Genomic DNA, 20,371 nt, shown 5'->3' with positions numbered 1-20,371 from the left:
GCCTCGCGCTCTGACGCCCGTACCGCTCGAGCGGTGCGGGCGTTCGTCGTTCCGGGGCGAGGTGCCTAGAAGGCATACCGGATGCGGCAGGACGGCAGGTGTTCCGCCACCAGCTCACGGAACCGCTCGACGAGCTGCCCCTTCATGCCCGACCGGTAGCGCACGTTGACCGCACCGTTCTGCGACACCTTCTGCTCCTGCAGGTCGGGACGCCAGAGCAGGTCCTCGGCCTTCGGGTGCCAGCCGAGGTTGACCTCGTGCAGGGGCTGGTTGTGCGTCAGGAAGATCACCTCGGCCGCGAGCTGCGCCTTGGCCGCGGGAGACAGCACGTCGTCGACCTGGCGCAGCAGCTCGGCCCAGTCCGACTCCCAGGTCGGCGTCAGGATCACGGGCGAGAAGTTGAGGTGCACCTCGTACCCGGCGTCCACGAAGTCGTTGACGGCGGCGATCCGCTCGGCGATCGGGCTCGTGCGGATGTCGGTGACCTTCGCGGTCTCGTGCGGCATGAGCGAGAACCGGATGCGCGTGCGGCCCATCGGGTCCCAGTCGAGCAGCTCGCGGTTGACGTACTTCGTCGCGAAGGACGCCTTCGCGGTGGGCGTCATCCGGAAGAGGTCGCAGAGGTCGCGCACGTTGTCGCTGATCACCGCGTCGACCGAGCAGTCGCTGTTCTCGCCGATGTCGTAGACCCAGGCGTCCGGGTCGCACTGGTTCGGCTCGGTCTTCGGCCCCTGCTTCGCGATGTTGCGCGCCACGTGCTTCGTGATCTGCTCGATGTTCGCGAACACCGTCACCGGGTTCGAGTACCCCTTGCGCCGCGGCACGTAGCAGTAGGCGCACGCCATCGCGCACCCGTTCGCCGTCGACGGGGCGATGAAGTCGGCGGAGCGCCCGTTCGGTCGGGTGACGAGCGACTTCTTCACGCCGAGCACGAGCGCCTCGGTCTTGATCCGGACCCAGCGCTGCACGTTGCGCTCGTCGCCGTGGACCTCGGGGATGTTCCAGTGCGAGGCGACCGGCACGATCTCGGCGTCCGGCCAACGCCCGAGGACCTCCTGCCCGCGCGGGAGCTCGAGGGCAGCATCCTCGGCGTAGATCCGCTTGACGTCGAGCATGGGTCGCACGCGTGGTTCCGTCATCGACACCTGTCTACCGCCGACCACCGACGGTGCAGACTCGGGAGCATGACCGCCGAGCCCGACGACCACTTCTTCGTCGTCGACGGCCGCCGGTGGCGTCGCACCGACCCTGCGCTGCCCGACGACGTCGCCGCGGCACTGCGCTCGCACCTCGGCCGCGGGCGCAACGCCGTGCGGCAGGCGAAGCGCGCCGGCGACGAGGACGCCCTCGCCGCCGCCCGGCAGCGGAACGGCCTGGCGAAGCACGGGCTCGGCGAGCGCGGCCCCGAGTGGTGGACCCGACCCGAAGCCGACCGGATCGCCGACGCCGAGCGCGCCCTGGCCGACCTCGACGCCCTCGACGCCTGACCCTGCCCGCTACGCCTCGGTGTGCCCCAGGTCGGGCTCGAGCAGCATGCAGACCGTGCGGGACGCCGAGGCGTGCAGCTCGAACACGACGACCTCGTTCCGACCGGCACGGAGCACCGGCCCCGGCACGGCCAGCGTCTGCTGCGGCCCGCGCGACCAGTACCGCCCGAGGCAGAACCCGTTCACCCAGGCGACACCCTTGCGGAAGCCGTCGAGCGACAGGTAGCGGTCCTCGGTGGACCTCAGGTCGAACGACCCGGCGGCGAGCACGGGCCCGGCCAGCACGTCACCGTCGGTGGGTGCCAGCGCCGCCAGCTGGTCGATTGCCGCCGGTGCGATCGGGTCGAGCGCGAGCGGCGCCGCCGACCACCGGGCGAGCGGCACACCGTCGACGGCCACGCCGCCGATCAGGCCCTTCGGCTCGCCGATGCGGGGGCCGTAGTCGACGCGCCCCTGGTCCTCGACGAGGAGTTCGAGCGTGCCGGTGACCGGCGGGAGCGCGATCGCCCGGTCGTGGTGCTCGCGCTCGAGGACGCCGACGACGACCCCGTCCACCGAGACGACCGCACGGTCGCGGACCTCGGTGCCGACGGTCAGGACGCCGCCGTCCGGCAGGTCGACCTCGGTCCGGTACAGCACGAAGCCGCTCGCTGCGCCGAGGGCGTCGAAGGTCGGCGGCTCGTCGTGCGTCGACCAGTCGGCGAGCGTGGGCAGCAGGGAGCGGAGCGACGCGACGCGGTCCAGGCGGACCGCGAGGTCCGTGGCGGGGGCTACTCGGGCCTCCCGGCCGTTCGAACGATCATACGATTCAAGGCGGCCCGACCCACCCTCCCGCATCGACTCGGGCAGCGGCGGGACGGGTGCGTAGCGCTCGATGACCGCGCGGAACGCGTGGAACTTCGCCGTCGGGCGACCGGCCTCGTCGAGCGGAGCGTCGTAGTCGTACGACGTCGCGATCGGCCGGTACACGCCCTTGTCGTTCGCGCCGTTGGTGAAGCCGAAGTTCGAGCCGCCGTGGAACATGTAGATGTTGACGGAGCCGCCGGCGGCGAGCAGGTCGTCGAGGTCCGACGCCGACGCGGACGCCGGGGTGGTGTGGTGGTGCTCGCCCCAGCTGTCGAACCAGCCGTCCCAGAACTCCGAGCACATGAGCGGGCCGGTCGGCTGCGCCTGGCGGAGGCGCGCGAGACGCTCCGTGGAGCGGGACCCGAAGGAGCCGGTCTTGTGCAGCGAGGGCAGCGAGCCGTCCTCGAGCATCGAGTCCATCGGCTGGTCGACGCTCGTGAACGGGACGGTCAGACCGATGGCCCGGTGCATCTCCTCGAGCGCCCGCAGGTAGGACGCGTCCGAGCCGTAGGCGCCGTACTCGTTCTCGACCTGCACGAGCACGATCGGGCCGCCCTGGTCGATCTGGCGCGGGACGAGCACCGGCGCGAGGTGCTCGAGGTACTCCTGCACGGCGGCGAGGAAGCCCGGCTCGTTCCGGCGGACGCCGACGGTGCCGTCGGCGAAGAGCCAGTAGGGCAGGCCGCCGTTCGACCACTCGGCGCAGATGTAGGGCCCGGGGCGGACGATGGCGTGCATGCCCTCGGCGGCGACCAGGTCGAGGAACCGGCCCAGGTCGAGGCCGCCGGTCAGGTCGAACACACCGGGACGCGGCGCGTGGGCGTTCCAGGCGACGTAGGTCTCGATGGTGTTGAGGCCCATCAGCTTCGCCTTGCGGATCCGGTCCTGCCAGAGGTCCGGGTGCACGCGGAAGTAGTGGATCGCGCCGGACAGGACCCGGTGCGGCTCGCCGTCGAGCAGGAAGTCGGAGTCGCCGATGGCGAAGCGCATGGTGTGTCTCTCTCGTACGACGGGGCCGTGCGGACGTGGTGTCCGCACGGCCCCGGGGTGTGGGGAACGCGGGTGTTACTTGCTCTCGACCGTGAAGCCCTGGTCCTTGCCGTACTTCACGAGTGCCTTCTGCCAGGCCTCCAGACCGCCCTCGAGCGAGGTGCCGTTCTGGTAGGACTGCCCGACGGTGTCGGCGTAGACGCTGTTCGCGTAGACCTGGTACGGCAGGTAGGTGAAGTCGTTCGCCGAGGACTTCGAGGCGTCGACGAGGACCTTGTTGATCTCCTGGCCACCGAAGTACTCGGGCTTCTCGTCCAGGAACGAGCTCGAGTTCAGGTCAGCGGTCGTCGACGGGAAGCCGCCGGACTGCATGAAGACCTTCGTGGACTCCTCCGACGAGTTCAGCCACTTCAGGAAGCCGGCGGCGAGGGCCGGGTTCTTCGACTGCTTCATGACGACCTGCGAGCTGCCGCCGTTGCTGGCGGTCTGGGCCTGGCCGCCGTCGTAGGTCGGCATCGGGGCGACGCGCCAGTCACCCTTTGCGTCCGGCACGCTGGCCATCAGGTTGCCGGGCATCCAGGCGCCGGTGACCATCGTGGCGATCTGGCCGTTGCCGAGCTGCTTGTACCAGTCGTCGGTCCAGCCGGTGGTCTTCGACAGCAGGCCCTGCTCGACGAGCTGGTCCCAGGTCTTCGCCCACTTCTGCGTGCCGGCGTCGTGCAGGTCGATGGTGACCTTGTCGCCGTCGGTCGTGAACGGGGTGCCACCGGCCTGGGCGATCATGCTCGTGGTGAAGCCGGCGTCGCCGGAGTCCGCCGCGATGTACTTCGACGAGTCCGCCTCGTGCAGCTTCTTGCCGGCGGCGATGTACTCGTCCCACGTCTTCGGCACCTCGATGCCGTACTCGTCGAAGACCTTCTTGTTGTAGAACAGCGCCATGGGGCCGGAGTCCTGGGGCAGGCCGTAGACCTTGCCGTCCATGGCGACGTTGCTCCAGGTGCCCTTCGAGAACTTGCTCTCGAGGTCGCCGAAGCCGTACGACGACAGGTCGACGAGCGAGTCGGACAGGGCGAACTGCGGCAGCGCGTAGTACTCGACCTGCGCGACGTCGGGAGCACCCGAGCCGGCCTTGATCGTGTTCTGCAGCTTCGTGTACTGGTCGGCTCCGGTGCCGGCGTTGACCAGCTTGACCTTGACCTTCGGGTACTGCTTCTCGAACGCGGCGACCTGGTCCTTGGCCGAGGGGGTCCAGGACCAGTAGGTCAGCGTGCCGCCGTCCTTGAGGGCCTTGTCGATGTCGTCCGCCGAGCCGCCGGCGGAGCTGCCGGAGGCGCAGGCGGTCATCGCGATGGCGGCGGTGACGCCGATGGCGAGGGCGCTGAGCCCGCGCCGGAGACGCTTGTTCATGGGTTGCCTTCCACTTCTTCGTGATCTGGGGCTGGGGCGGTGCTGCTGTGTCCCGGTCGGGAGGCGCGTGGCGGGCTGCCGGCGCGCCTCCCGTCCGGTGGGTCAGGCCTTGACGGAACCGGCCGCGAGGCCGGACTGCCAGAAGCGCTGGAGGAAGAGGAACGCGACCACGATCGGGATGATCGTGAGGAGCGATCCGGTGACGACGAGGTTGTAGATCGGCTGCGCGCCGGAGCCGGTGGCCTGGGCGTTCCACTGGTTGAGGCCGACCGTGAGCGGGTACCACTTCGGGTCGCTCAGCATGATGAGCGGCAGGAAGTAGTTGTTCCAGGTGGCGACGACCGCGAAGAGCAGGACGGTGACGACACCGGGCGTGAGGAGCTTCAGCGCGATGGTGAAGAAGATCCGGAACTCGCCGGCGCCGTCCATGCGGGCGGCCTCGATGAGCTCGGTCGGGATCGCGTCGATCGCGTAGGTCCAGATGAGGTACATGCCGAACGGGCTGATGAGCGACGGCAGGATGATCGCCCAGGGGGTGTTCGTCAGGCCGAACTGCGAGAAGAGCAGGAAGGTCGGGACGGCGAGGGCGGTGCCGGGGACGGCGATCGCCCCGAGGACGACGGCGAAGACCGCGCGACGGCCGGGGAACTGGAACTTCGCCATGCCGTAACCGGCGACCGTGGCGAGCAGGGTGGCGCCACCGGCACCGACGACCACGTACAGCAGCGTGTTGCCGAGCCACTGCAGGAAGATGCCGTCGTTGTAGGTGAGGGTGTCGACGATGTTCTGCCAGAGGTTGAAGTCGCCGCCGAACCACAGGCCGAACGTCGACAGCAGGGACGCCTGGGTCTTGGTGCTGTTCACCAGCAGGTAGAACAGCGGTGCGAACGAGTAGACGACGAAGACGACCATCACGGCGGTCAGGAGACCGGAGCGCTTCACCTTGCGTCCGTCGACCGGCTTGCCGGCGCGGCGCGACCGGGAGGCGCGGGTCGCCCGGTCCCCCGGGTCGCGCTGGGTGGTGGTCGCCTCGGTGACCGTGGCCGGGCTGGTCGCGCCGGCGGCGGGCTGCTGCAGGGTGCTCATCGGTTCTCCTGGCGGGTTCCGCGGACCTGGACGACGTAGGCGATCACGGCGGTGATGACACCCATGACGATGGCGACGGTGGCGGAGTAGTTGAACTGCTGGCCACTGAAGGACAGCGAGTAGGCGTACATGTTCGGGGTGAAGGCGCTGCCGATGACGTTCGGCGCGAGCGTCTTCAGCAGGTTCGGCTCGTTGAAGAGCTGGAAGCTGCCGATGATCGAGAAGATCGTCGCGATGACCATCGGGCCGCGCAGGGCGGGCAGCTTGATCGAGAAGACGGTGCGCAGCGGGCCGGCGCCGTCGAGCTCGGCAGCCTCGTAGAGCTCACCGGGCACGACGCGCAGGGCGGCGTAGAAGATCAGCATGTTGTAGCCGAGGAACTCCCACGTGACCACGTTGCCGATCGACGTGAGGACCCAGGTCGGGCTGAACGGCTGGAGCAGGTCGATGCCGAGCGCGCTGTTCGCGGCGCCTGTGAGACCGAACTGGTTGCCGTAGATGAAGCCCCAGATGAGGGCGGCGACCACGCCGGGCACGGCGTACGGCAGGAACACGGCGATGCGGAAGAACCCGGTACCCCAGAGCCGTGCACTGTCGAGCGCGAGGGCCGCCACGAGCGCGAGGCCGAGCATGATCGGGACCTGCACGACCAGGAAGAGTGCGACGCGACCGAGGCCCTCCCAGAACTGGGCGTCCTGGAACAGCTGCACGTAGTTGGCGAACCACACGAACTGGTTGCCACCGATGAGCTGGTCGCGGAACAGGCTGAGCCAGAGCGCGTAGCCGATCGGCACGATGAGCATCGCCACGAGGACGACGACGAAGGGGCCGACGAACAGCCAGCCGGTGTACCGCCCCCGGACCTTCGGGCGGCGAGCGGTCGGCCGCGCCGGCGGTGCCGCCTCGGCCGGGCGCGCTGCGAGCGTGCTCATGTGACTCCCTTGTCTGCTGCGTTCGGGTTCCGGACCGGGCACCTGACGGCGCCCACGGGTCGTGCCCTGCCTGCGCTGGCACGGATCCGGAGGACGTCGATGTTGACGTCAACATCGAACGACGTCACCGTAGCATGGCAACGTCAACATGCACTAGCGTTCGGGGAAGTCGAACGGAGGGAACAGCGTTGTCGACCGATCTGACCGCACCGCGCCGTGCGCCGTCGCTGGCCGCCGTGGCCGACGCCGCCGGCGTCTCGATGCAGACCGTGTCGCGCGTTGCCCGTGGCTTCGACAACGTCAGCCCGGACACCCGGGACCGGGTCCAGCGCGCCATGGACGACCTCGGCTACCGGCCGAACCGTGCGGCGCGTGCGCTGCGGTCCGGGCGCTTCCGGACCATCGGCGTGATCATGTTCACGCTCGCGTCGTTCGGCAACATGCGCACGCTCGAGGCCATCTCGGCTGCTGCGGCCGCCGCGGACTTCACCATCACCCTGCTTCCCATGGCGTCGCGCACCGGCGAGGGCGTCCGCACCGCGCTCTCCCGGCTGCACGAGCAGGCGGTCGACGGCGTCGTGATCGTCATCGAGTCGCACATCATCGACACCGCCGAGGTCGTGCTGCCGAGCGGTGTCCCGCTCGTGGTCGTCGACTCCGCGGGCACGACCGACCGGCCCTCCATCGACATCGACCAGGCCGAGGGCGCACGGCTCGCCACGCAGCACCTGCTCGACCTCGGGCACGAGACCGTCTGGCACGTCGCCGGGCCCGCCGCCTCGTACTCCGCGGAACGCCGCCTCGTCGCGTGGCGCGAGACGCTCGAGCACGCGGGCCGCAGGGTCCCCCGGGTCCTCCCCGCAGGGTGGTCGACGGCCGACGGGCACCGCGCCGGGCAGGAGATCGCGGCGCGGCCCGAGATCACCGCCGTCTTCGCGGTGAACGACCAGACCGCGCTCGGGGTCCTCCGGGCGGCGCACGAGGCCGGTCGATCGGTGCCGGAGAGCCTCAGCGTGGTCGGCTTCGACGACTTCCCCGAGTCGGAGTCGTTCTGGCCGCCGTTGACCACCGTGCACCAGTCCTTCGACGAGGTCGGGCGGCGGGCGGTCGCGACGCTGCTGGCGCAGATCGAGGGCACCCCCGTCCGCACGTCGACCGACCTCGTGCCGGTGCGCCTGGTCGAACGGGCGAGCACGGCACCGCCGCCGCGGGCCTAGGCGCCCGCGTCGGGTCAGGCGCTCGCCCGCGCACTCCCACGGGTCGGGAGCACACTGGGCAGCATGACCACCTTCAGCTCCGTCACCGTGCTCGGCGCCGGCGTCCTCGGCACCCAGATCGCCCTCCAGACCGCCCGACACGGCATCCCCGTCGTCGTGTACGACATCAGCGAGGACGCGGTCGCCGCCGGTCGTGAGCGACTCGCGGGCATCGTCGAGCAGTACCTCGGCGACGTCGGGCAGGACGCCCGACCGGACGCCGACGCCGCCGTCGCGCGGATCACCTTCGACACCGACCTCGCCCGGGCCGTCGGTGGGGCCGAGCTCGTCGTCGAGGCGGTCCCCGAGCGACTCGAGACCAAGCGCGAGGTCTACGGCCGGCTCGCCGAGGTGGCGTCGGCGGAGACCGTCTTCGCGACGAACTCGTCGACCCTGCTGCCGAGCGCGATCGCAGACGCGACCGGCCGCCCGGACCGCTTCCTCGCGCTGCACTTCGCCAACCACGTCTGGCGGCAGAACACCGCCGAGGTGATGGGGACCGAGCAGACCGACCCCGAGGTGTTCGAGCGCGTCGCGACGTTCGCCGAGGAGATCGGCATGGTCCCGATCCGCCTGCACAAGGAGCAGCCGGGCTACGTGCTCAACTCCCTGCTCGTGCCGCTCCTCGACGCCGCCGCGGGCCTGGTGCTCCGCGGGGTGGCCGACCCCGCCACGATCGACACCACGTGGCAGATCGGGACCGGCAGCCCGGTCGGGCCGTTCCGCATGTACGACGTCATCGGGCTCCGCACCGCGCACGCGGTCGCGAGCGCGTCCCCCGAGCCCGGCGCGCAGGCCTGGGCGGCGTACCTGCAGTCGGAGTACCTCGACCAGGGCAAGTACGGCGTCGAGTCGGGTGAGGGGTTCTACCGCTACCGCTGACGTGAGCACCCCTAGGATCTCGGGATGGAACTCGTCGCCCCCTCCCCCGAGTACCACCCGTCCTTCAGCCGCGCCCTGCAGGAGTGGGACGGTGCCCACCAGGACGGCGCCGGGATCCGGGACGCCGCGGCGCTGCAGGACCGAGCGGGCTTCGAGCAGTGGGTCGACCAGCTCCTGGCCGAGGAGACGACCCCGGCCAGCCCCGACCACGTGACGTGCACCTACCGCTGGATCGTCGAGGGTGACGAGTACCTCGGCAGCATCGCGCTGCGGCACGAGCTCAACGACTTCCTCCGCTCGTACGGCGGGCACGTCGGGTACGGCGTCCGGCCCTCCGCCCGGGGCCGGGGCCTGGCGTCCGCGGCCCTCGCCGAGGTCGTCCGCGCGGCAGCCGAGCGCGGGCTGCCCGAGGTCATGCTGACGTGCGACGCGACGAACCCCGCGTCCCGCCGGGTCATCGAGCACGCCGGCGGCCGGTACGAGCGCAGCGTGGTCGACCCGGACGGGCACACCCTGCTCCACCACTGGATCCGCACGGGTGCGCACGCGCACCCCGACGTCACCGAGGTGGACATCGTCGGCGGCCCCGAACCGCTGACCGTCGGGCTCCGGGACCACGATCCCGCCTGGTCCGCCCGCTACGAGGAGCACCGCGCACGGATCGCCCACGCCCTGGACGGCCAGCACGTCACGATCGAGCACATCGGCTCGACGTCCGTGCCGGGACTCGCCGCGAAGCCGATCGTCGACGTCGCGGTCGCCGTGCCGGACGTCACCGACGAGGCCGCGTACCTCACCCCGCTGCTCGGCGCCGGCTACGAGCTCCGGGTACGCGAGCCCGGGCACCGCCTCGTCCGCACGCCCGAGCGCGACGCGCACGTGCACGTGTACGAGCACGGCGCTGCCGAGCTCGACGACTACCTGCTGCTCCGCGACCAGCTCCGCCGCGACGACACCGACCGGCAGCGGTACGAGGACACCAAGCGTGCGCTGATGGAGCGGTCGTGGGACGACACGAACGCCTACGCCGACGCGAAGACCGCCGTGATCGTGGACATCAGGTGTCGAGCGCGGGCCGCGGTCGTGCGCATCCGTCCGGTGCGGTCGACGGACGCCGCGGCGTGGCAGGCCCTGTACGCCGGCTACCGCGCGTTCTACCGACTGCCGGAGGACACCGAGGCCGTCCGGACCACCTGGCGGTGGGTGTCGACGGGTGCACACGGGCTCACCGGCCTGGTCGCCGAGGACGCCGACGGCCACCTGCTCGGGCTCGCCGACCTCCGGCGGTTCGCCCGCCCGTCATCGGCGACGACCGGCCTGTACCTCGACGACCTGTTCACGGCTCCCGACGCCCGGGGGCGCGGCGTCGCGACGGCACTGCTGCACGAGGCGGCGGCCACCGCCGCTGCCGAGGGCGCGAGCGTCGTCCGCTGGATCACCGCCGAGGACAACGCGACCGCGCGGGCGGTCTACGACCGCGTCGCCGCGGCGACCCCGTAGGTCACCTACGACATGCGGCCGTCCGCGGACTGACCGAGCGGCGGACGGGAGGCTCGCGGCCGGACCGCACCGCGCCTCCCGTCCGGCACGTCCCGGGTCGGGAGGTCCGTGGCGGTACCGCACCGCGCCTCCCGTCCGGCCCGCGCCGGCACGCTCCGGCCCGCGCCGGCCCGCGCCGGCATGCTCCGGCACGAGCGAAGGGCACCGGTCCGCTCGCGCGGGCCGGTGCCCTCCGTGCTCACTCGACGCTCACCGGAGCGCTCGCCGAGGCGTTCGTGCGCCGACGTGGTCGGCGGTCGGGTCAGCCGATCGACACCGCGGTCCAGGAGACCGGGGGCAGCTCGATCGTGATCGTGTCGCCCTCGCGACGGACGGTCTCGTTCGTGCGGAGTCCGACGCGCTCACGGCCCTCGAGGTCGTTCACGGCGTGCACGTCGTCGTCCCAGATGCCCTCGGCGCGGACGTCACCGTCGGCGCCGATGCCGGCCAGGTCGATCGTGACGGTCGTCGACTCGGTCTGGTGACGGTTCACCAGGAAGACCGCTGCCCTGCCGTCCTCGACCGTCGCGGCGGAGTCGACGACGGGGACCTCGCCGTACTTGCCGCCGTCGACCGTGTCACCCGAGGCCTTGACCTGCAGCGACGTGCCGTTCGCGAGCTTCGAGGTGAGCGAGAACGGGAAGAACGTCGTCTGGCGCCAGGCCGGGCCACCGGGCTCGGTCATGATCGGGCCGATGACGTTCACGAGCTGCGCGAGGCTCGCCGACGCGACGCGGTCGGCGTGCCGGAGCAGCGAGATGAGGAGCCCACCGACGACGACGGCGTCCGCGACGGTGTAGACGTCCTCGAGCAGGCGCGGCGCGACCGGCCAGTCCTGCAGCTCGAAGGTCTTCTGCTGCTCGTTCCACTTGCTGATCGACCAGACGTTCCACTCGTCGAACGAGATGTCGATGCGCTTGTCCGACTTCTTGTGCGCCTTGACGTGGTCCGCCGCGGTGGTGACGGTGTCGATGAAGTGGTCCATGTTGACGCCCGAGGCGAGGAACGTCGACATGTCGCCGTCCTCCTCGTAGTAGGCGTGCGCCGAGATGTAGTCGACGTCGTCGTAGGTGTGCTCGAGGACCGTGCGCTCCCACTCGCCGAACGTCGGCATCGAGGCGCCGGACGAACCGCAGGCGACCAGCTCGAGGTCGGGCTGGATCTGTCGCATGGCCTTCGCGGTCATGGCGGCGAGCTTGCCGTAGTCCTCGGCGTTCTTGTGGCCGAGCTGCCACGGGCCGTCCATCTCGTTGCCGAGGCACCACATCTTGATCGCGAAGGGCTCCTGGCGGCCGTTCGAGCGGCGGTACTCGCTGAGCGCGGTGCCGGCGTCGATGTTCGCGTACTCGAGGAGCTCGATGGCCTCCTGCGTGCCGCGGGTGCCGAGGTTCACGGCGAGCATGAGCTCGGAGTCGACCGCGTCGAGCCAGTGCTGGAACTCGTGCAGGCCGACCTCGTTGGTCTCGGTCGAGTGCCAGGCGAGGTCGAGGCGACGGGGGCGCTGCTCGACGGGCCCGACGCCGTCCTCCCACTTGTAGCCGGAGACGAAGTTGCCACCGGGGTAGCGGATGGCGGAGACGTTCAGCTCCTTGACGAGGTCGATGACGTCCTTGCGGAAGCCGTGCTCGTCGGCGGTCTCGTGTGCCGGCTCGTGGATGCCGTCGTAGACGTGGCGCCCGAGGTGCTCGACGAACCCACCGAACAGGCGACGGCGCACCGGCCCCACGGTGAACGCGGCGTCGAGGACGAGGTGTGTGCGAGGCATGGATCTCCTTTGATCAGCGTGGGGGCTCGTGGTGCGACGTGATCGGCCCGGAACGAAAGTGAGCGCTCACGTCCCCATGAACGCTAGCGGGTTCCGGGCGGATGGGGAAGCGGGGACGCGCCCCGGTCGTGACCTTCACGAAAGGGGTGGCGCACCCCCGGACCTGCCGCTACTGTGAGCGCTCACGGAGCAACGACCGCTCCGCTCGGCCCGTCCCGATGGAGTGATGCCATGCCGATCCGACCAGCCGTACCCACCCCGCAGTCCCGCGGCGGTGCCTTCACCCGCAGGACCCTGCTCGCCGGTGCAGCCGCCGGCGCCGCGGTCCTCCCCCTCGCCGCGTGCTCGAGCCCGCTGGCCGCCGGCGTCGCCGGTGCCCCGCTGAACCCCGAGACCCTCGTCTTCTGGAACCTCTTCGGCGGTGGCGACGGTGTCCGCATGCAGACGATGGAGGCCGGCTACGCGAAGCAGCACGGCGGGCCGTCCTCGCTGCAGGCGACGACGTTCGCCTGGGGCAACCCGTACTACTCGAAGGTCACACTGGCCACCGTCGGGAACAAGCCGCCGGACGTCGCGATCGCTCACCTGACCCGTGCGAAGCCGCTCTGGGACGGCGGGCTGCTCGACCCGATCACCGAGGACGACCTGGCGAGCGTCGGCCTGAGCGCCAGCGACTTCAACCAGAAGGCCTGGACCGCGCAGAAGACCGACGGCAAGAACATCTGCGTGCCGCTCGACACGCACCCCTTCGTGCTCTTCTACAACGTTGACGTGTGCCAGAAGGCCGGGCTCATCGACTCCGACGGCAACCTGAAGGACCTCAACGGGCTCGAGAACTTCGAGGCCGCGCTGGCCGCCGTCGCGAAGGTCACCGGCGGCACCGCGCTCAACGTCGCGAACGTCAGCGAGGTCGCGACCCCGTGGCGCTTCTTCTGGTCGATGTACAACCAGATCGACGGCGCGACGCCGTTCATCAGCGACGGGGGCGCGAAGCTCACCGTCAACGAGGACGCGTACACGAAGGTCACCGACATGACCCAGAAGTGGGTGAAGGAGGGCTGGCTGAACAAGGGGCTCGACTACGCCACCGCCCAGACGCTGATGTTCACGGGCAAGGCTGGCTTCTTCATGCAGGGCGAGTGGGAGATCAGCACCGCGCAGTCCATCAAGGGGCTGAAGTTCGGCATGGTCCCCGTCCCGCAGCTGTTCGACGAGCCGGCGACGCAGGCCGACTCGCACACGTTCATCCTGCCGCGGAAGGACCGGACGCCCGAGCAGCGCAAGGCGCACATGCTCTTCATCAAGCAGATGCTCGAGCAGAGCCTGACCTGGGCCGAGGGCGGGCACGTCCCCGCGTACATGCCCACGTTCGACAGCACCGCGTTCAAGGACCTGAAGCCGCAGTCCAACTACGCATCGGCCGCCGAGTCCGCCGTCTTCGACGACCCCGCCTGGTACGGCGGATCGGGCTCGACCTTCGAGAACACCGTCGGCGCCCAGCTCGCACTGGTGCAGCAGGGCAGCAGCTCGCCCGCCCAGGCGCTCTCGGCCATCAAGGACCAGCTCGCCACCTACCTCAACACCCCGAGCCCGCTGTGACCGGGCAGGCCTCCCCGACGACCGACGTGAACACCGCGCGAAAGGCACGATGACGTGACCGCTGCACCAGTTCTCACCCGACCCACGGACGCCGCCGCGGTCACCCGTGGCACGCGCCCCCGCGTGAACTCCACCAACCGGGGACAGGGCCGCACCGGCTGGCTCTTCCTCGCGCCCTTCGGCCTGTTCTACCTGGCCTTCCTGCTCGGTCCGACGGTCTGGATGATCGTCACGAGCTTCTTCAACACCTCGACGGTCCGCACCGGGCTCGGCAGCTTCGCGGGCTTCGCGAACTACGCCGAGATGCTCGGTCGCGCCGACTTCTGGTCGTCGCTCTGGCACACCCTGCAGTTCACGCTCTACACGACGCCGCCGCTGGTGATCCTGGCCTTCGTCTTCGCCGTGCTGACGAACCGGATGAACCGCGGGCAGTGGTTCTTCCGCCTGGCGTTCTTCCTGCCGTTCATCCTGCCGTCGGCGACGATCTCGCTCATCTGGGTGTTCATCTTCACCCCGGCGACGGGCCTCTTCGCCTCGATCCAGCAGGCGATCGGCCTGACCCCGGGTGCGGGTGTGCTCGCGAGCCCGAACACGGCCATGATCGGCGTCGCGATCGCCACCGTGTGGTGGACCCTCGGCTTCAACTTCGTGCTGTACCTGGCCGGCCTGCAGGAGATCCCCCGCGAGCTGTACGAGGCCGCCGCGGTCGACGGTGCGTCCAGCTGGCAGCAGATCAAGTCGATCACGCTGCCGCTGCTCGGCCGCACGACGACGCTGGTCATCCTGCTGCAGATCATCGCGAGCCTGAAGATCTTCGACCAGGTGTACCTGATGACGAACGGCGGCCCGGGCATCTCGACCCAGGTCTCGCTGCAGCTCATCACCGGCGTCGGCTTCACCGACAACCGTCTCGGCGCCGCGTCCGCCGCGTCGGTGCTCCTGTTCATCGTGATCGTCGCGATCGCGGTCATCCGGCAGCTCGTCGAGCGCGCTGCCGCCAAGCGAGAGATCGGGGCCTGACATGACCGCCACCGAGAGCATCACCACGTCGCGTCCGCGGAAGCTGCGCTCCGGCGTCTCGGCAGCCGCGCCCGCGAACGCCGCGAAGATCGGCGTCTCCGGCAAGGGCTTCAACACCGCCGCCGCGATCATCCTGACGGTGTTCGCGATCATCTGGCTCATCCCGAGCCTGTTCGCCCTGAAGACGTCACTGTCCGACAACGGGGTCGCGGCCCTGGGCGCGAACGCGATCCTGTCGAACTGGAACCCGACGCTGCACTCCTACGCGTCGCTGTTCCGGTCCGGCGACATCTGGAACTGGTACCTCGCCAGCGGCGTGACGAGCCTCGTCACCACGGCGCTGACGGTGCTGTTCGCCTCGATGGCGGCCTTCGCGCTGTCCCGTCTGGCGTTCCGCGGCCGGAACGTCGCGTTCCTGCTCATCATCCTGGGCATCATGATCCCGACGCAGGTCCTGATCATCCCGATCTTCCAGGAGCTCAACGCGGTCAACCTGCTCAACACGTACTGGTCGGTGATCTTCCCGCAGGTGCCGGCCGTGATCGCGGTCTTCATCTTCAAGCAGTTCTTCGACGGCATCCCGAAGGAGCTCGAGGAGGCGGCGCGCATCGACGGTGCGGGCATGTGGAAGATCTACTGGTCGGTGATCATGCCGCTGTCCCGTCCGGTGATCGCCGCGGTCGCGATCCTGACCTTCGTCGGGGTGTGGAACAACCTGCTCCTGCCGCTGTTCGTCCTGTCGAACCCGGACCTCATGACGATCCCGGTCGGGCTCGCCACGGTGCAGGGCAGCTTCGGGCAGCGCTACGCCGACATCCAGGCCGGCGCGATCCTGGCGGCGCTGCCGCTGATCATCCTCTACCTGGTCTTCCAGCGGCAGATCGTGGAGGGCGTGACGGGCTCGGGCCTCAAGGGCTAGACGCTCCGCGTCGACGGACGGGAGGCACGGTGCCAGCTGGCACCGTGCCTCCCGTCCGTCGTGCGCCTGGTCGGACCGGGCGCAGCGACCCTTCCGCACACCGGTGACGCTTCCGCGCTCGGGTGACGCTTCCGCGCTTGGGTGACGCTTCCGCGCAAGGGAGGCCAGAAGGAACGACCTGCCACGCGCGGACCCGCTTCCTACTGCACGCGCGATGGGTCGTTCCGTCGTGTGGGGGCGCAGGTCAGAGCGGGTCGAGCCGCGTCCGCAGCAGGCAGAACTCGTTCCCCTCGGGGTCCTGCAGCACGTGCCAGGACTCCTCGCCGGTCTGCCCGACGTCGGCGGGTCGGGCACCGAGCGCGAGCAGCCGCTCGAGTTCGGCCTCCTGGTCGCGATCGACCGGCGAGAGGTCGAGGTGGAGCCGCAGGGTCTGGGTCGGCGCGTGCTCGACCCGGTTGAGGATGATCGTCGGGGTCGCGCCGCCGAAGCCCGATGCGGGGCCGACCTCGATGCCGTCGTCGTCCTTCCCGAGTTCGACGTAGTCCAGGACCGCGCACCAGAAGCGCGACAACGCCTCGGGGTCGCGGCAGTTCAGCACGAGTTCACTCAGTCGACTGCTCATGCCCGCACGCTACGCGGAGACGGTCAGGCGGGGACGACCTGGCGCGCGTCGTGCTTCCAGAAGCCGGAGAAGGTGATCCGGGTCTTCGGCAGACCGGCACGGTGCAGGTGTCGCCGGCCCTCGGTCGCGAGCCGCGACTCCCCGACCACGAAGGCGTACCCACGGTCGTCGGCGGGCACGTACCGCTGCAGTTCGGCGAGCGCCGCGCGTCCGGGGACGTCGTGCTCGGTGTCCGCCCGGACGATCCACGTCACCGTGACGCCGACCGGGGCGTCGAGCACGCGGACGTCGGCAGCGGTCGGGACCTCCTGGATGATGCGGCCGACGGCGTCGCGCGGCAGCGACGCCGCGATGCCGACCACGGCGGGCAGGCCGGTCTCCTCGGCGGCGACGACGACCTCGCCGGCGTCGTCCGGGCAGTCGAAGATGCAGCCCTGGTCGAGCATCGCGAGCTCGTCACCGGGACGGGCACCACAGGCCCAGATCGCCGCGCGGCCCTCGGGCTCGCCGTCGGCGTCGCAGTGCACGACGAAGTCGACGTCGAGCTCGCCGACCTCGGGACGGAAGGCCGCGACCGTGTAGTTCGCGCAGTGGGGACGGACGTCCTCGGGGATGGCGAGGAACGACGGCCACCAGCGACGACCGTCCAGGTCGGGCATCCGGAAGGCGTCCTGGTCGGGGCGCGGCACGAACAGGCGGAACCAGTGGTCGAACCCGAGGAACGGGAACTCGTGCAGGTCGTCGCCCGTCACGGTGACCCGCTGCACCGACGGGGTGTGCCGGACGGAGCGGAGCACCCGAGCACGGAAGAGCCGGGGTGCCTCGGGCATGAGCCGCGGGATCTTCGCCATGAAGGGAAGGCTACCCTAAGCTGGCCTGCGTGCCATCCCCCGAAACCGTCCTGACGCCCGACCGGGCTGCCCGGAGCGAGGTCCCGCCGCGTGCCGACGGCGTGCACCGCCGGGCCGTCCGTCGTCGGCTGCTGGTGGTCGTGGCCCTGGTCGTCGCGCTCGTCGTCGCCGCGGTCGCGAGCATGCTCCTCGGGAGCAACCGGCTCGGCGTCGACCAGGTGCTCGCGGGGCTGACGCGCAGCGGGTCGAGCACCGCCGAGGCCGTCGTCTGGGGTTCCCGCATCCCGCGCACCCTGATCGGCGCCGCCGTCGGCGCAGCGCTCGGCATCGCCGGGCTCCTCATGCAGGGCCACACCCGGAACCCGCTCGCCGACCCCGGGCTGTTCGGGGTCTCCTCGGGTGCCGGGCTCGCGGTCGTGCTCGGCGTGTACGTCTTCGGGGTGACGAGCACCGGGGCCACCGTCTGGTTCGCCCTCGTCGGGGCCGTCGTCGCGAGCGTCGTCGTGTTCTCGGTGACCGTCGCCGGCAGCGGCACCGCGAGCCCCGTGCCCCTCGCCCTGGCCGGGGCCGCCGTCTCCGCCCTGCTCGGGGCGATCACGTCGTTCATCGTCCTGACCGACCAGGACTCCCTCGATGCCTACCGCCTGTGGGTGGTCGGGTCGCTCGCCTCCCGGCAGCTCGACGTGCTCGTGGCCGCGGCGCCGTTCCTGCTCGTCGGCGCCGTGCTCGCGGTCTGGAACACCCGCGCCCTCGACGCCCTGGGGCTCGGCGCCGAGCTGGCGAAGGGCCTCGGCGAGAACGTGCTCGTCGCCCGGCTCGTCGGGCTCGGCGGCATCACGCTCCTGGCGGCCGGTGCCACCGCCGCCGCCGGACCGATCGGCTTCGTCGGCCTCACGGTGCCGCACGTCGCCCGCGCCCTGGTCGGGACCGGGCACCGCTGGACGCTCCCCGTGTCGGCACTCGTCGGCGCCGCGCTCGTGCTCGTCGCCGACGTGGTGGGCCGACTGGTCGGCGGGTTCTCCGAGGTCGAGGTCGGCATCGTGCTCGCCGTGCTCGGCGGTCCGGTCTTCGTCGCCGTCGCCCGTCGCCGATCGCTGGTGTCCCTGTGAGCGCCGCCACGGACGGACGGCTCGAGGCCGAGCGGGCGGTGACGACCGGCACGGGCCGTCCGCCCGCCGGTCGCCGTGGTGTCCGGGTCGGCCCGGTCGGACTCGCCTGGCGTCCGCGGGTGCTCGGCTGGACGGTCGGCTCGCTCGCCGTCGCCCTGGCCCTCGTGGTGCTCGGCGTTGCGGTCGGCAGCACGTTCATCGCGCCGGGCACCGTCGTCCGCGCACTGCTCGGCGCCGAGGACGGCCCCGAGGGCTTCATCGTCACCACGCTCCGACTCCCCCGCGTGCTCACCGGCGCCCTGGTCGGCCTGGTGCTCGGGACGGCCGGCGCGCTGACCCAGACGGTGACCCGGAACCCGCTCGGCACGCCGGACATCATCGGTGTGACCTCGGGAGCGAGCGTCGGCGCGGTCGCCGCGATCGTGCTCGGCGGTGGCACCTACTCGGTGTCGGCGATCGTCCTGAGCGGCGGCATCCCGGTGGCGGCGACGATCGGCGCACTCGTCGCCGCGGCAGCCGTGTACGGCCTCGGCTGGCGAGGCGGCGTGCAGAGCTACCGCTTGGTGCTCGTCGGCATCGGGGTGAGCGCGACGCTCGACGCCGTGACCAGCTACCTGCTCGTCCGCGCGAAGATCACCGTCGCCACGGCGGCGTCGCAGTGGCTCGTCGGCAGCCTGTCGAGCACCTCGTGGACGACGGTCTGGCCGCTCCTGCTCGTCGCAGCGGTCTGCGTCCCGATCGCCCTCGCCACCAGCGCCGCGCTCGGCATCGGGCAGCTCGGCGACGAGGTCGCGACCGGCGTCGGACTCGGCGTGCAGCGCCACCGGCTGCTCGTCCTCGCCCTCGCGGTCGTCCTCACCGCCGCCGCCGTCGCCGCCGCCGGACCGATCGGCTTCGTCGCGTTCGTCGTCCCCCAGGTGGCCCTGCGGCTGGCCGGGACGAACCGTCCGCCACTGCTGCTCGCGGGGGCGCTCGGGACGGTCCTCGTCCTCGGCGCCGACCTGCTCGCGCGCTCCGCCTTCCCGTGGCAGGTGCCCGTCGGCATCGTGACCACCGTCGTCGGGGCCCCGTACCTGATCTGGCTCCTCGTCCGCCACCGCAAGGAGATGTCCCGATGACCGCCACCACGACCGACACCCGGACCACGGGCGCACCGGACGCGACCGCCCACCGGAGCGCGGGCGGCGCCTCGACCGGCACCGTGCCTCCCGTCCTCGAGGCCCGCGGACTCTCCGTCGGCTACGACCGCGACCCCGTCCTCCGCGACCTGGACCTGCGGATCGAGCGCGGGACGGTGACGACGTTCCTCGGCGCGAACGGGTGCGGGAAGTCGACGCTCCTCAAGGCGTTCGGTCGCGTGCTGAAGCCACAGTCGGGCGAGGTGCTGCTGGACGGCTCCCCGATCCGCCGGGAGCCGAACCGCGCCGTCGCCCGGCGGCTCGCGATCCTGCCGCAGACGCCGGTGGCTCCCGCCGGCACGAGTGTCCTCGACCTCGTGATGCGCGGACGGAACCCGCACCAGTCGTGGGCGAAGCCGTGGACGGCCGACGACGCCGACGTCGCCGAGCAGGCCATCGCGGCGACCGGGCTGACCGACGTCGCGCACCGCGACGTCGCGAGCCTGTCCGGCGGCCAGCGGCAGCGCGCCTGGATCGCGCTCGTGGTGGCGCAGCAGGCGGAGACGCTGCTGCTCGACGAACCGACGACGTACCTCGACCTCGCGCACCAGCTCGACGTGCTCCGGCTCGTGCGGCGCCTGAACCGCGAGCAGGGGTCGACCGTCGTGATGGTGCTGCACGACCTGACGCTCGCGGCGCGGTACTCGGACCGGCTCGTCGTGCTGCACGACGGCGGTGTCGTCGCCGACGGCACGCCGCAGGACGTCCTGACACCCGCCGTGCTGCAGACCGCCTTCGGGCTGCACGCCCGCGTCGTGCCGGACCCGGTCACCGGCGCGCCGATGATCGTGCCCGAAGCGGACGAGCACGAGGCGGACGAGCACGGGGCACCACGCGCCTGACCGCCGCCGGTCCGGGTCCGTGTTCGCGTCCGATGCTGGCG

18 protein-coding genes are annotated in these 20,371 nt (G+C 71.0%); 10 read left to right on the top strand and 8 right to left on the bottom strand.

Features of this window, described 5'->3' with window-relative positions:
* Window positions 1–65 precede the first annotated feature (65 nt).
* Window positions 66–1,139, bottom strand: a complete 1,074-nt coding sequence (locus tag ACIQFY_RS05845; protein ID WP_326495311.1) for a spore photoproduct lyase family protein — start codon at window positions 1,137–1,139, stop codon at window positions 66–68.
* A gap of 45 nt (window positions 1,140–1,184) precedes the next feature.
* Between ACIQFY_RS05845 and ACIQFY_RS05840 the strand changes: the two genes are divergently transcribed.
* The gene (locus ACIQFY_RS05840; RefSeq protein ID WP_400338733.1) at window positions 1,185–1,487 is read left to right on the top strand and encodes a biopolymer transporter Tol; all 303 of its coding nucleotides are present in this window, start codon (window positions 1,185–1,187) and stop codon (window positions 1,485–1,487) included.
* Between the two features lie 9 nt (window positions 1,488–1,496).
* On the opposite strand, the gene ACIQFY_RS05835 is transcribed toward ACIQFY_RS05840, so the two are convergent.
* From ACIQFY_RS05835 to ACIQFY_RS05820, 4 genes are all read right to left on the bottom strand, one after another.
* Window positions 1,497–3,323, bottom strand: a complete 1,827-nt coding sequence (locus ACIQFY_RS05835) for a beta-galactosidase family protein (protein WP_400338731.1) — start codon at window positions 3,321–3,323, stop codon at window positions 1,497–1,499.
* Between the two features lie 75 nt (window positions 3,324–3,398).
* Window positions 3,399–4,730, bottom strand: a complete 1,332-nt coding sequence (locus ACIQFY_RS05830; protein ID WP_400338729.1) for an ABC transporter substrate-binding protein — start codon at window positions 4,728–4,730, stop codon at window positions 3,399–3,401.
* Window positions 4,731–4,832: 102 nt separating this feature from the next.
* The gene (locus ACIQFY_RS05825; protein ID WP_066655680.1) at window positions 4,833–5,816 is read right to left on the bottom strand and encodes a carbohydrate ABC transporter permease; all 984 of its coding nucleotides are present in this window, start codon (window positions 5,814–5,816) and stop codon (window positions 4,833–4,835) included.
* Window positions 5,813–6,748 carry a carbohydrate ABC transporter permease gene (locus ACIQFY_RS05820; RefSeq protein ID WP_066655681.1) on the bottom strand — a complete coding sequence of 312 codons (936 nt, stop codon included), beginning with the start codon at window positions 6,746–6,748 and terminating at the stop codon, window positions 5,813–5,815. Before ACIQFY_RS05820 ends, ACIQFY_RS05825 begins: the two co-directional genes overlap by 4 nt.
* Window positions 6,749–6,936: 188 nt before the next feature.
* Here ACIQFY_RS05820 and ACIQFY_RS05815 point away from each other — a divergent pair, with 188 nt between their 5' ends.
* The 3 genes from ACIQFY_RS05815 (at window position 6,937) to ACIQFY_RS05805 (ending at window position 10,386) form a co-directional block, all read left to right on the top strand.
* Window positions 6,937–7,965 (top strand): LacI family DNA-binding transcriptional regulator, encoded by a 1,029-nt coding sequence (locus ACIQFY_RS05815; protein ID WP_326495307.1) that lies wholly within the window; start codon window positions 6,937–6,939, stop codon window positions 7,963–7,965.
* Between the two features lie 63 nt (window positions 7,966–8,028).
* Window positions 8,029–8,886, top strand: a complete 858-nt coding sequence (locus ACIQFY_RS05810; RefSeq protein WP_066655686.1) for a 3-hydroxyacyl-CoA dehydrogenase — start codon at window positions 8,029–8,031, stop codon at window positions 8,884–8,886.
* Window positions 8,887–8,910: 24 nt separating this feature from the next.
* On the top strand, window positions 8,911–10,386 hold the full coding sequence (locus ACIQFY_RS05805; RefSeq protein WP_400338726.1) for a GNAT family N-acetyltransferase: 1,476 nt from the start codon (window positions 8,911–8,913) through the stop codon (window positions 10,384–10,386).
* A 301-nt stretch (window positions 10,387–10,687) separates the two neighbouring features.
* Here the strand turns inward: ACIQFY_RS05805 and ACIQFY_RS05800 are convergent, their stop codons facing one another.
* Window positions 10,688–12,190 carry an alpha-N-arabinofuranosidase gene (locus tag ACIQFY_RS05800; protein ID WP_209685681.1) on the bottom strand — a complete coding sequence of 501 codons (1,503 nt, stop codon included), beginning with the start codon at window positions 12,188–12,190 and terminating at the stop codon, window positions 10,688–10,690.
* Window positions 12,191–12,421: 231 nt separating this feature from the next.
* On the opposite strand from ACIQFY_RS05800, the gene ACIQFY_RS05795 reads away from it, so the two are divergent.
* From ACIQFY_RS05795 to ACIQFY_RS05785, 3 genes are all read left to right on the top strand, one after another.
* Window positions 12,422–13,789, top strand: coding sequence for an extracellular solute-binding protein (locus ACIQFY_RS05795; protein ID WP_326495305.1), 1,368 nt, complete (start codon window positions 12,422–12,424; stop codon window positions 13,787–13,789).
* Between the two features lie 123 nt (window positions 13,790–13,912).
* The gene (locus ACIQFY_RS05790) at window positions 13,913–14,809 is read left to right on the top strand and encodes a carbohydrate ABC transporter permease (protein ID WP_066655692.1); all 897 of its coding nucleotides are present in this window, start codon (window positions 13,913–13,915) and stop codon (window positions 14,807–14,809) included.
* A 1-nt stretch (window position 14,810) separates the two neighbouring features.
* The gene (locus ACIQFY_RS05785; RefSeq protein ID WP_066655694.1) at window positions 14,811–15,728 is read left to right on the top strand and encodes a carbohydrate ABC transporter permease; all 918 of its coding nucleotides are present in this window, start codon (window positions 14,811–14,813) and stop codon (window positions 15,726–15,728) included.
* Window positions 15,729–15,972: 244 nt separating this feature from the next.
* Here ACIQFY_RS05785 and ACIQFY_RS05780 read toward each other — a convergent pair whose 3' ends face one another.
* Window positions 15,973–16,350, bottom strand: coding sequence for a VOC family protein (locus ACIQFY_RS05780; RefSeq protein WP_400338723.1), 378 nt, complete (start codon window positions 16,348–16,350; stop codon window positions 15,973–15,975).
* Window positions 16,351–16,373: 23 nt separating this feature from the next.
* The gene (locus tag ACIQFY_RS05775) at window positions 16,374–17,201 is read right to left on the bottom strand and encodes a siderophore-interacting protein (protein ID WP_066655700.1); all 828 of its coding nucleotides are present in this window, start codon (window positions 17,199–17,201) and stop codon (window positions 16,374–16,376) included.
* Between the two features lie 29 nt (window positions 17,202–17,230).
* Here ACIQFY_RS05775 and ACIQFY_RS05770 point away from each other — a divergent pair, with 29 nt between their 5' ends.
* Genes ACIQFY_RS05770 through ACIQFY_RS05760 form a run of 3 tightly spaced genes read left to right on the top strand, consistent with a single transcriptional unit; the run spans window position 17,231 to window position 20,330 of the window.
* The gene (locus tag ACIQFY_RS05770; protein WP_326495304.1) at window positions 17,231–18,310 is read left to right on the top strand and encodes an iron ABC transporter permease; all 1,080 of its coding nucleotides are present in this window, start codon (window positions 17,231–17,233) and stop codon (window positions 18,308–18,310) included.
* Entirely contained in the window at window positions 18,307–19,428 is a 1,122-nt protein-coding gene (locus tag ACIQFY_RS05765) for an iron ABC transporter permease (RefSeq protein WP_326495303.1), read from the top strand. Before ACIQFY_RS05770 ends, ACIQFY_RS05765 begins: the two co-directional genes overlap by 4 nt.
* On the top strand, window positions 19,425–20,330 hold the full coding sequence (locus ACIQFY_RS05760; RefSeq protein WP_326495302.1) for an ABC transporter ATP-binding protein: 906 nt from the start codon (window positions 19,425–19,427) through the stop codon (window positions 20,328–20,330). The genes ACIQFY_RS05765 and ACIQFY_RS05760 overlap by 4 nt, the downstream gene beginning before the upstream one ends.
* Window positions 20,331–20,371 lie beyond the last annotated feature (41 nt).

Source organism: Curtobacterium sp. NPDC092190, from assembly GCF_044755625.1.
In the GTDB taxonomy this organism is placed as follows: domain Bacteria; phylum Actinomycetota; class Actinomycetes; order Actinomycetales; family Microbacteriaceae; genus Curtobacterium.
This window is presented reverse-complemented; position numbering and strand designations above follow the sequence as displayed.

Coding starts and splice junctions, on each gene's coding strand:
- ACIQFY_RS05845 (WP_326495311.1), bottom strand. CDS start 1,139: ATGACGGAACCACGCGTGCGACCCATGCTCGACGTCAAGCGGATCTAC.
- ACIQFY_RS05840 (WP_400338733.1), top strand. CDS start 1,185: ATGACCGCCGAGCCCGACGACCACTTCTTCGTCGTCGACGGCCGCCGG.
- ACIQFY_RS05835 (WP_400338731.1), bottom strand. CDS start 3,323: ATGCGCTTCGCCATCGGCGACTCCGACTTCCTGCTCGACGGCGAGCCG.
- ACIQFY_RS05830 (WP_400338729.1), bottom strand. CDS start 4,730: ATGAACAAGCGTCTCCGGCGCGGGCTCAGCGCCCTCGCCATCGGCGTC.
- ACIQFY_RS05825 (WP_066655680.1), bottom strand. CDS start 5,816: ATGAGCACCCTGCAGCAGCCCGCCGCCGGCGCGACCAGCCCGGCCACG.
- ACIQFY_RS05820 (WP_066655681.1), bottom strand. CDS start 6,748: ATGAGCACGCTCGCAGCGCGCCCGGCCGAGGCGGCACCGCCGGCGCGG.
- ACIQFY_RS05810 (WP_066655686.1), top strand. CDS start 8,029: ATGACCACCTTCAGCTCCGTCACCGTGCTCGGCGCCGGCGTCCTCGGC.
- ACIQFY_RS05805 (WP_400338726.1), top strand. CDS start 8,911: ATGGAACTCGTCGCCCCCTCCCCCGAGTACCACCCGTCCTTCAGCCGC.
- ACIQFY_RS05800 (WP_209685681.1), bottom strand. CDS start 12,190: ATGCCTCGCACACACCTCGTCCTCGACGCCGCGTTCACCGTGGGGCCG.
- ACIQFY_RS05795 (WP_326495305.1), top strand. CDS start 12,422: ATGCCGATCCGACCAGCCGTACCCACCCCGCAGTCCCGCGGCGGTGCC.
- ACIQFY_RS05785 (WP_066655694.1), top strand. CDS start 14,811: ATGACCGCCACCGAGAGCATCACCACGTCGCGTCCGCGGAAGCTGCGC.
- ACIQFY_RS05780 (WP_400338723.1), bottom strand. CDS start 16,350: ATGAGCAGTCGACTGAGTGAACTCGTGCTGAACTGCCGCGACCCCGAG.
- ACIQFY_RS05775 (WP_066655700.1), bottom strand. CDS start 17,201: ATGGCGAAGATCCCGCGGCTCATGCCCGAGGCACCCCGGCTCTTCCGT.
- ACIQFY_RS05760 (WP_326495302.1), top strand. CDS start 19,425: ATGACCGCCACCACGACCGACACCCGGACCACGGGCGCACCGGACGCG.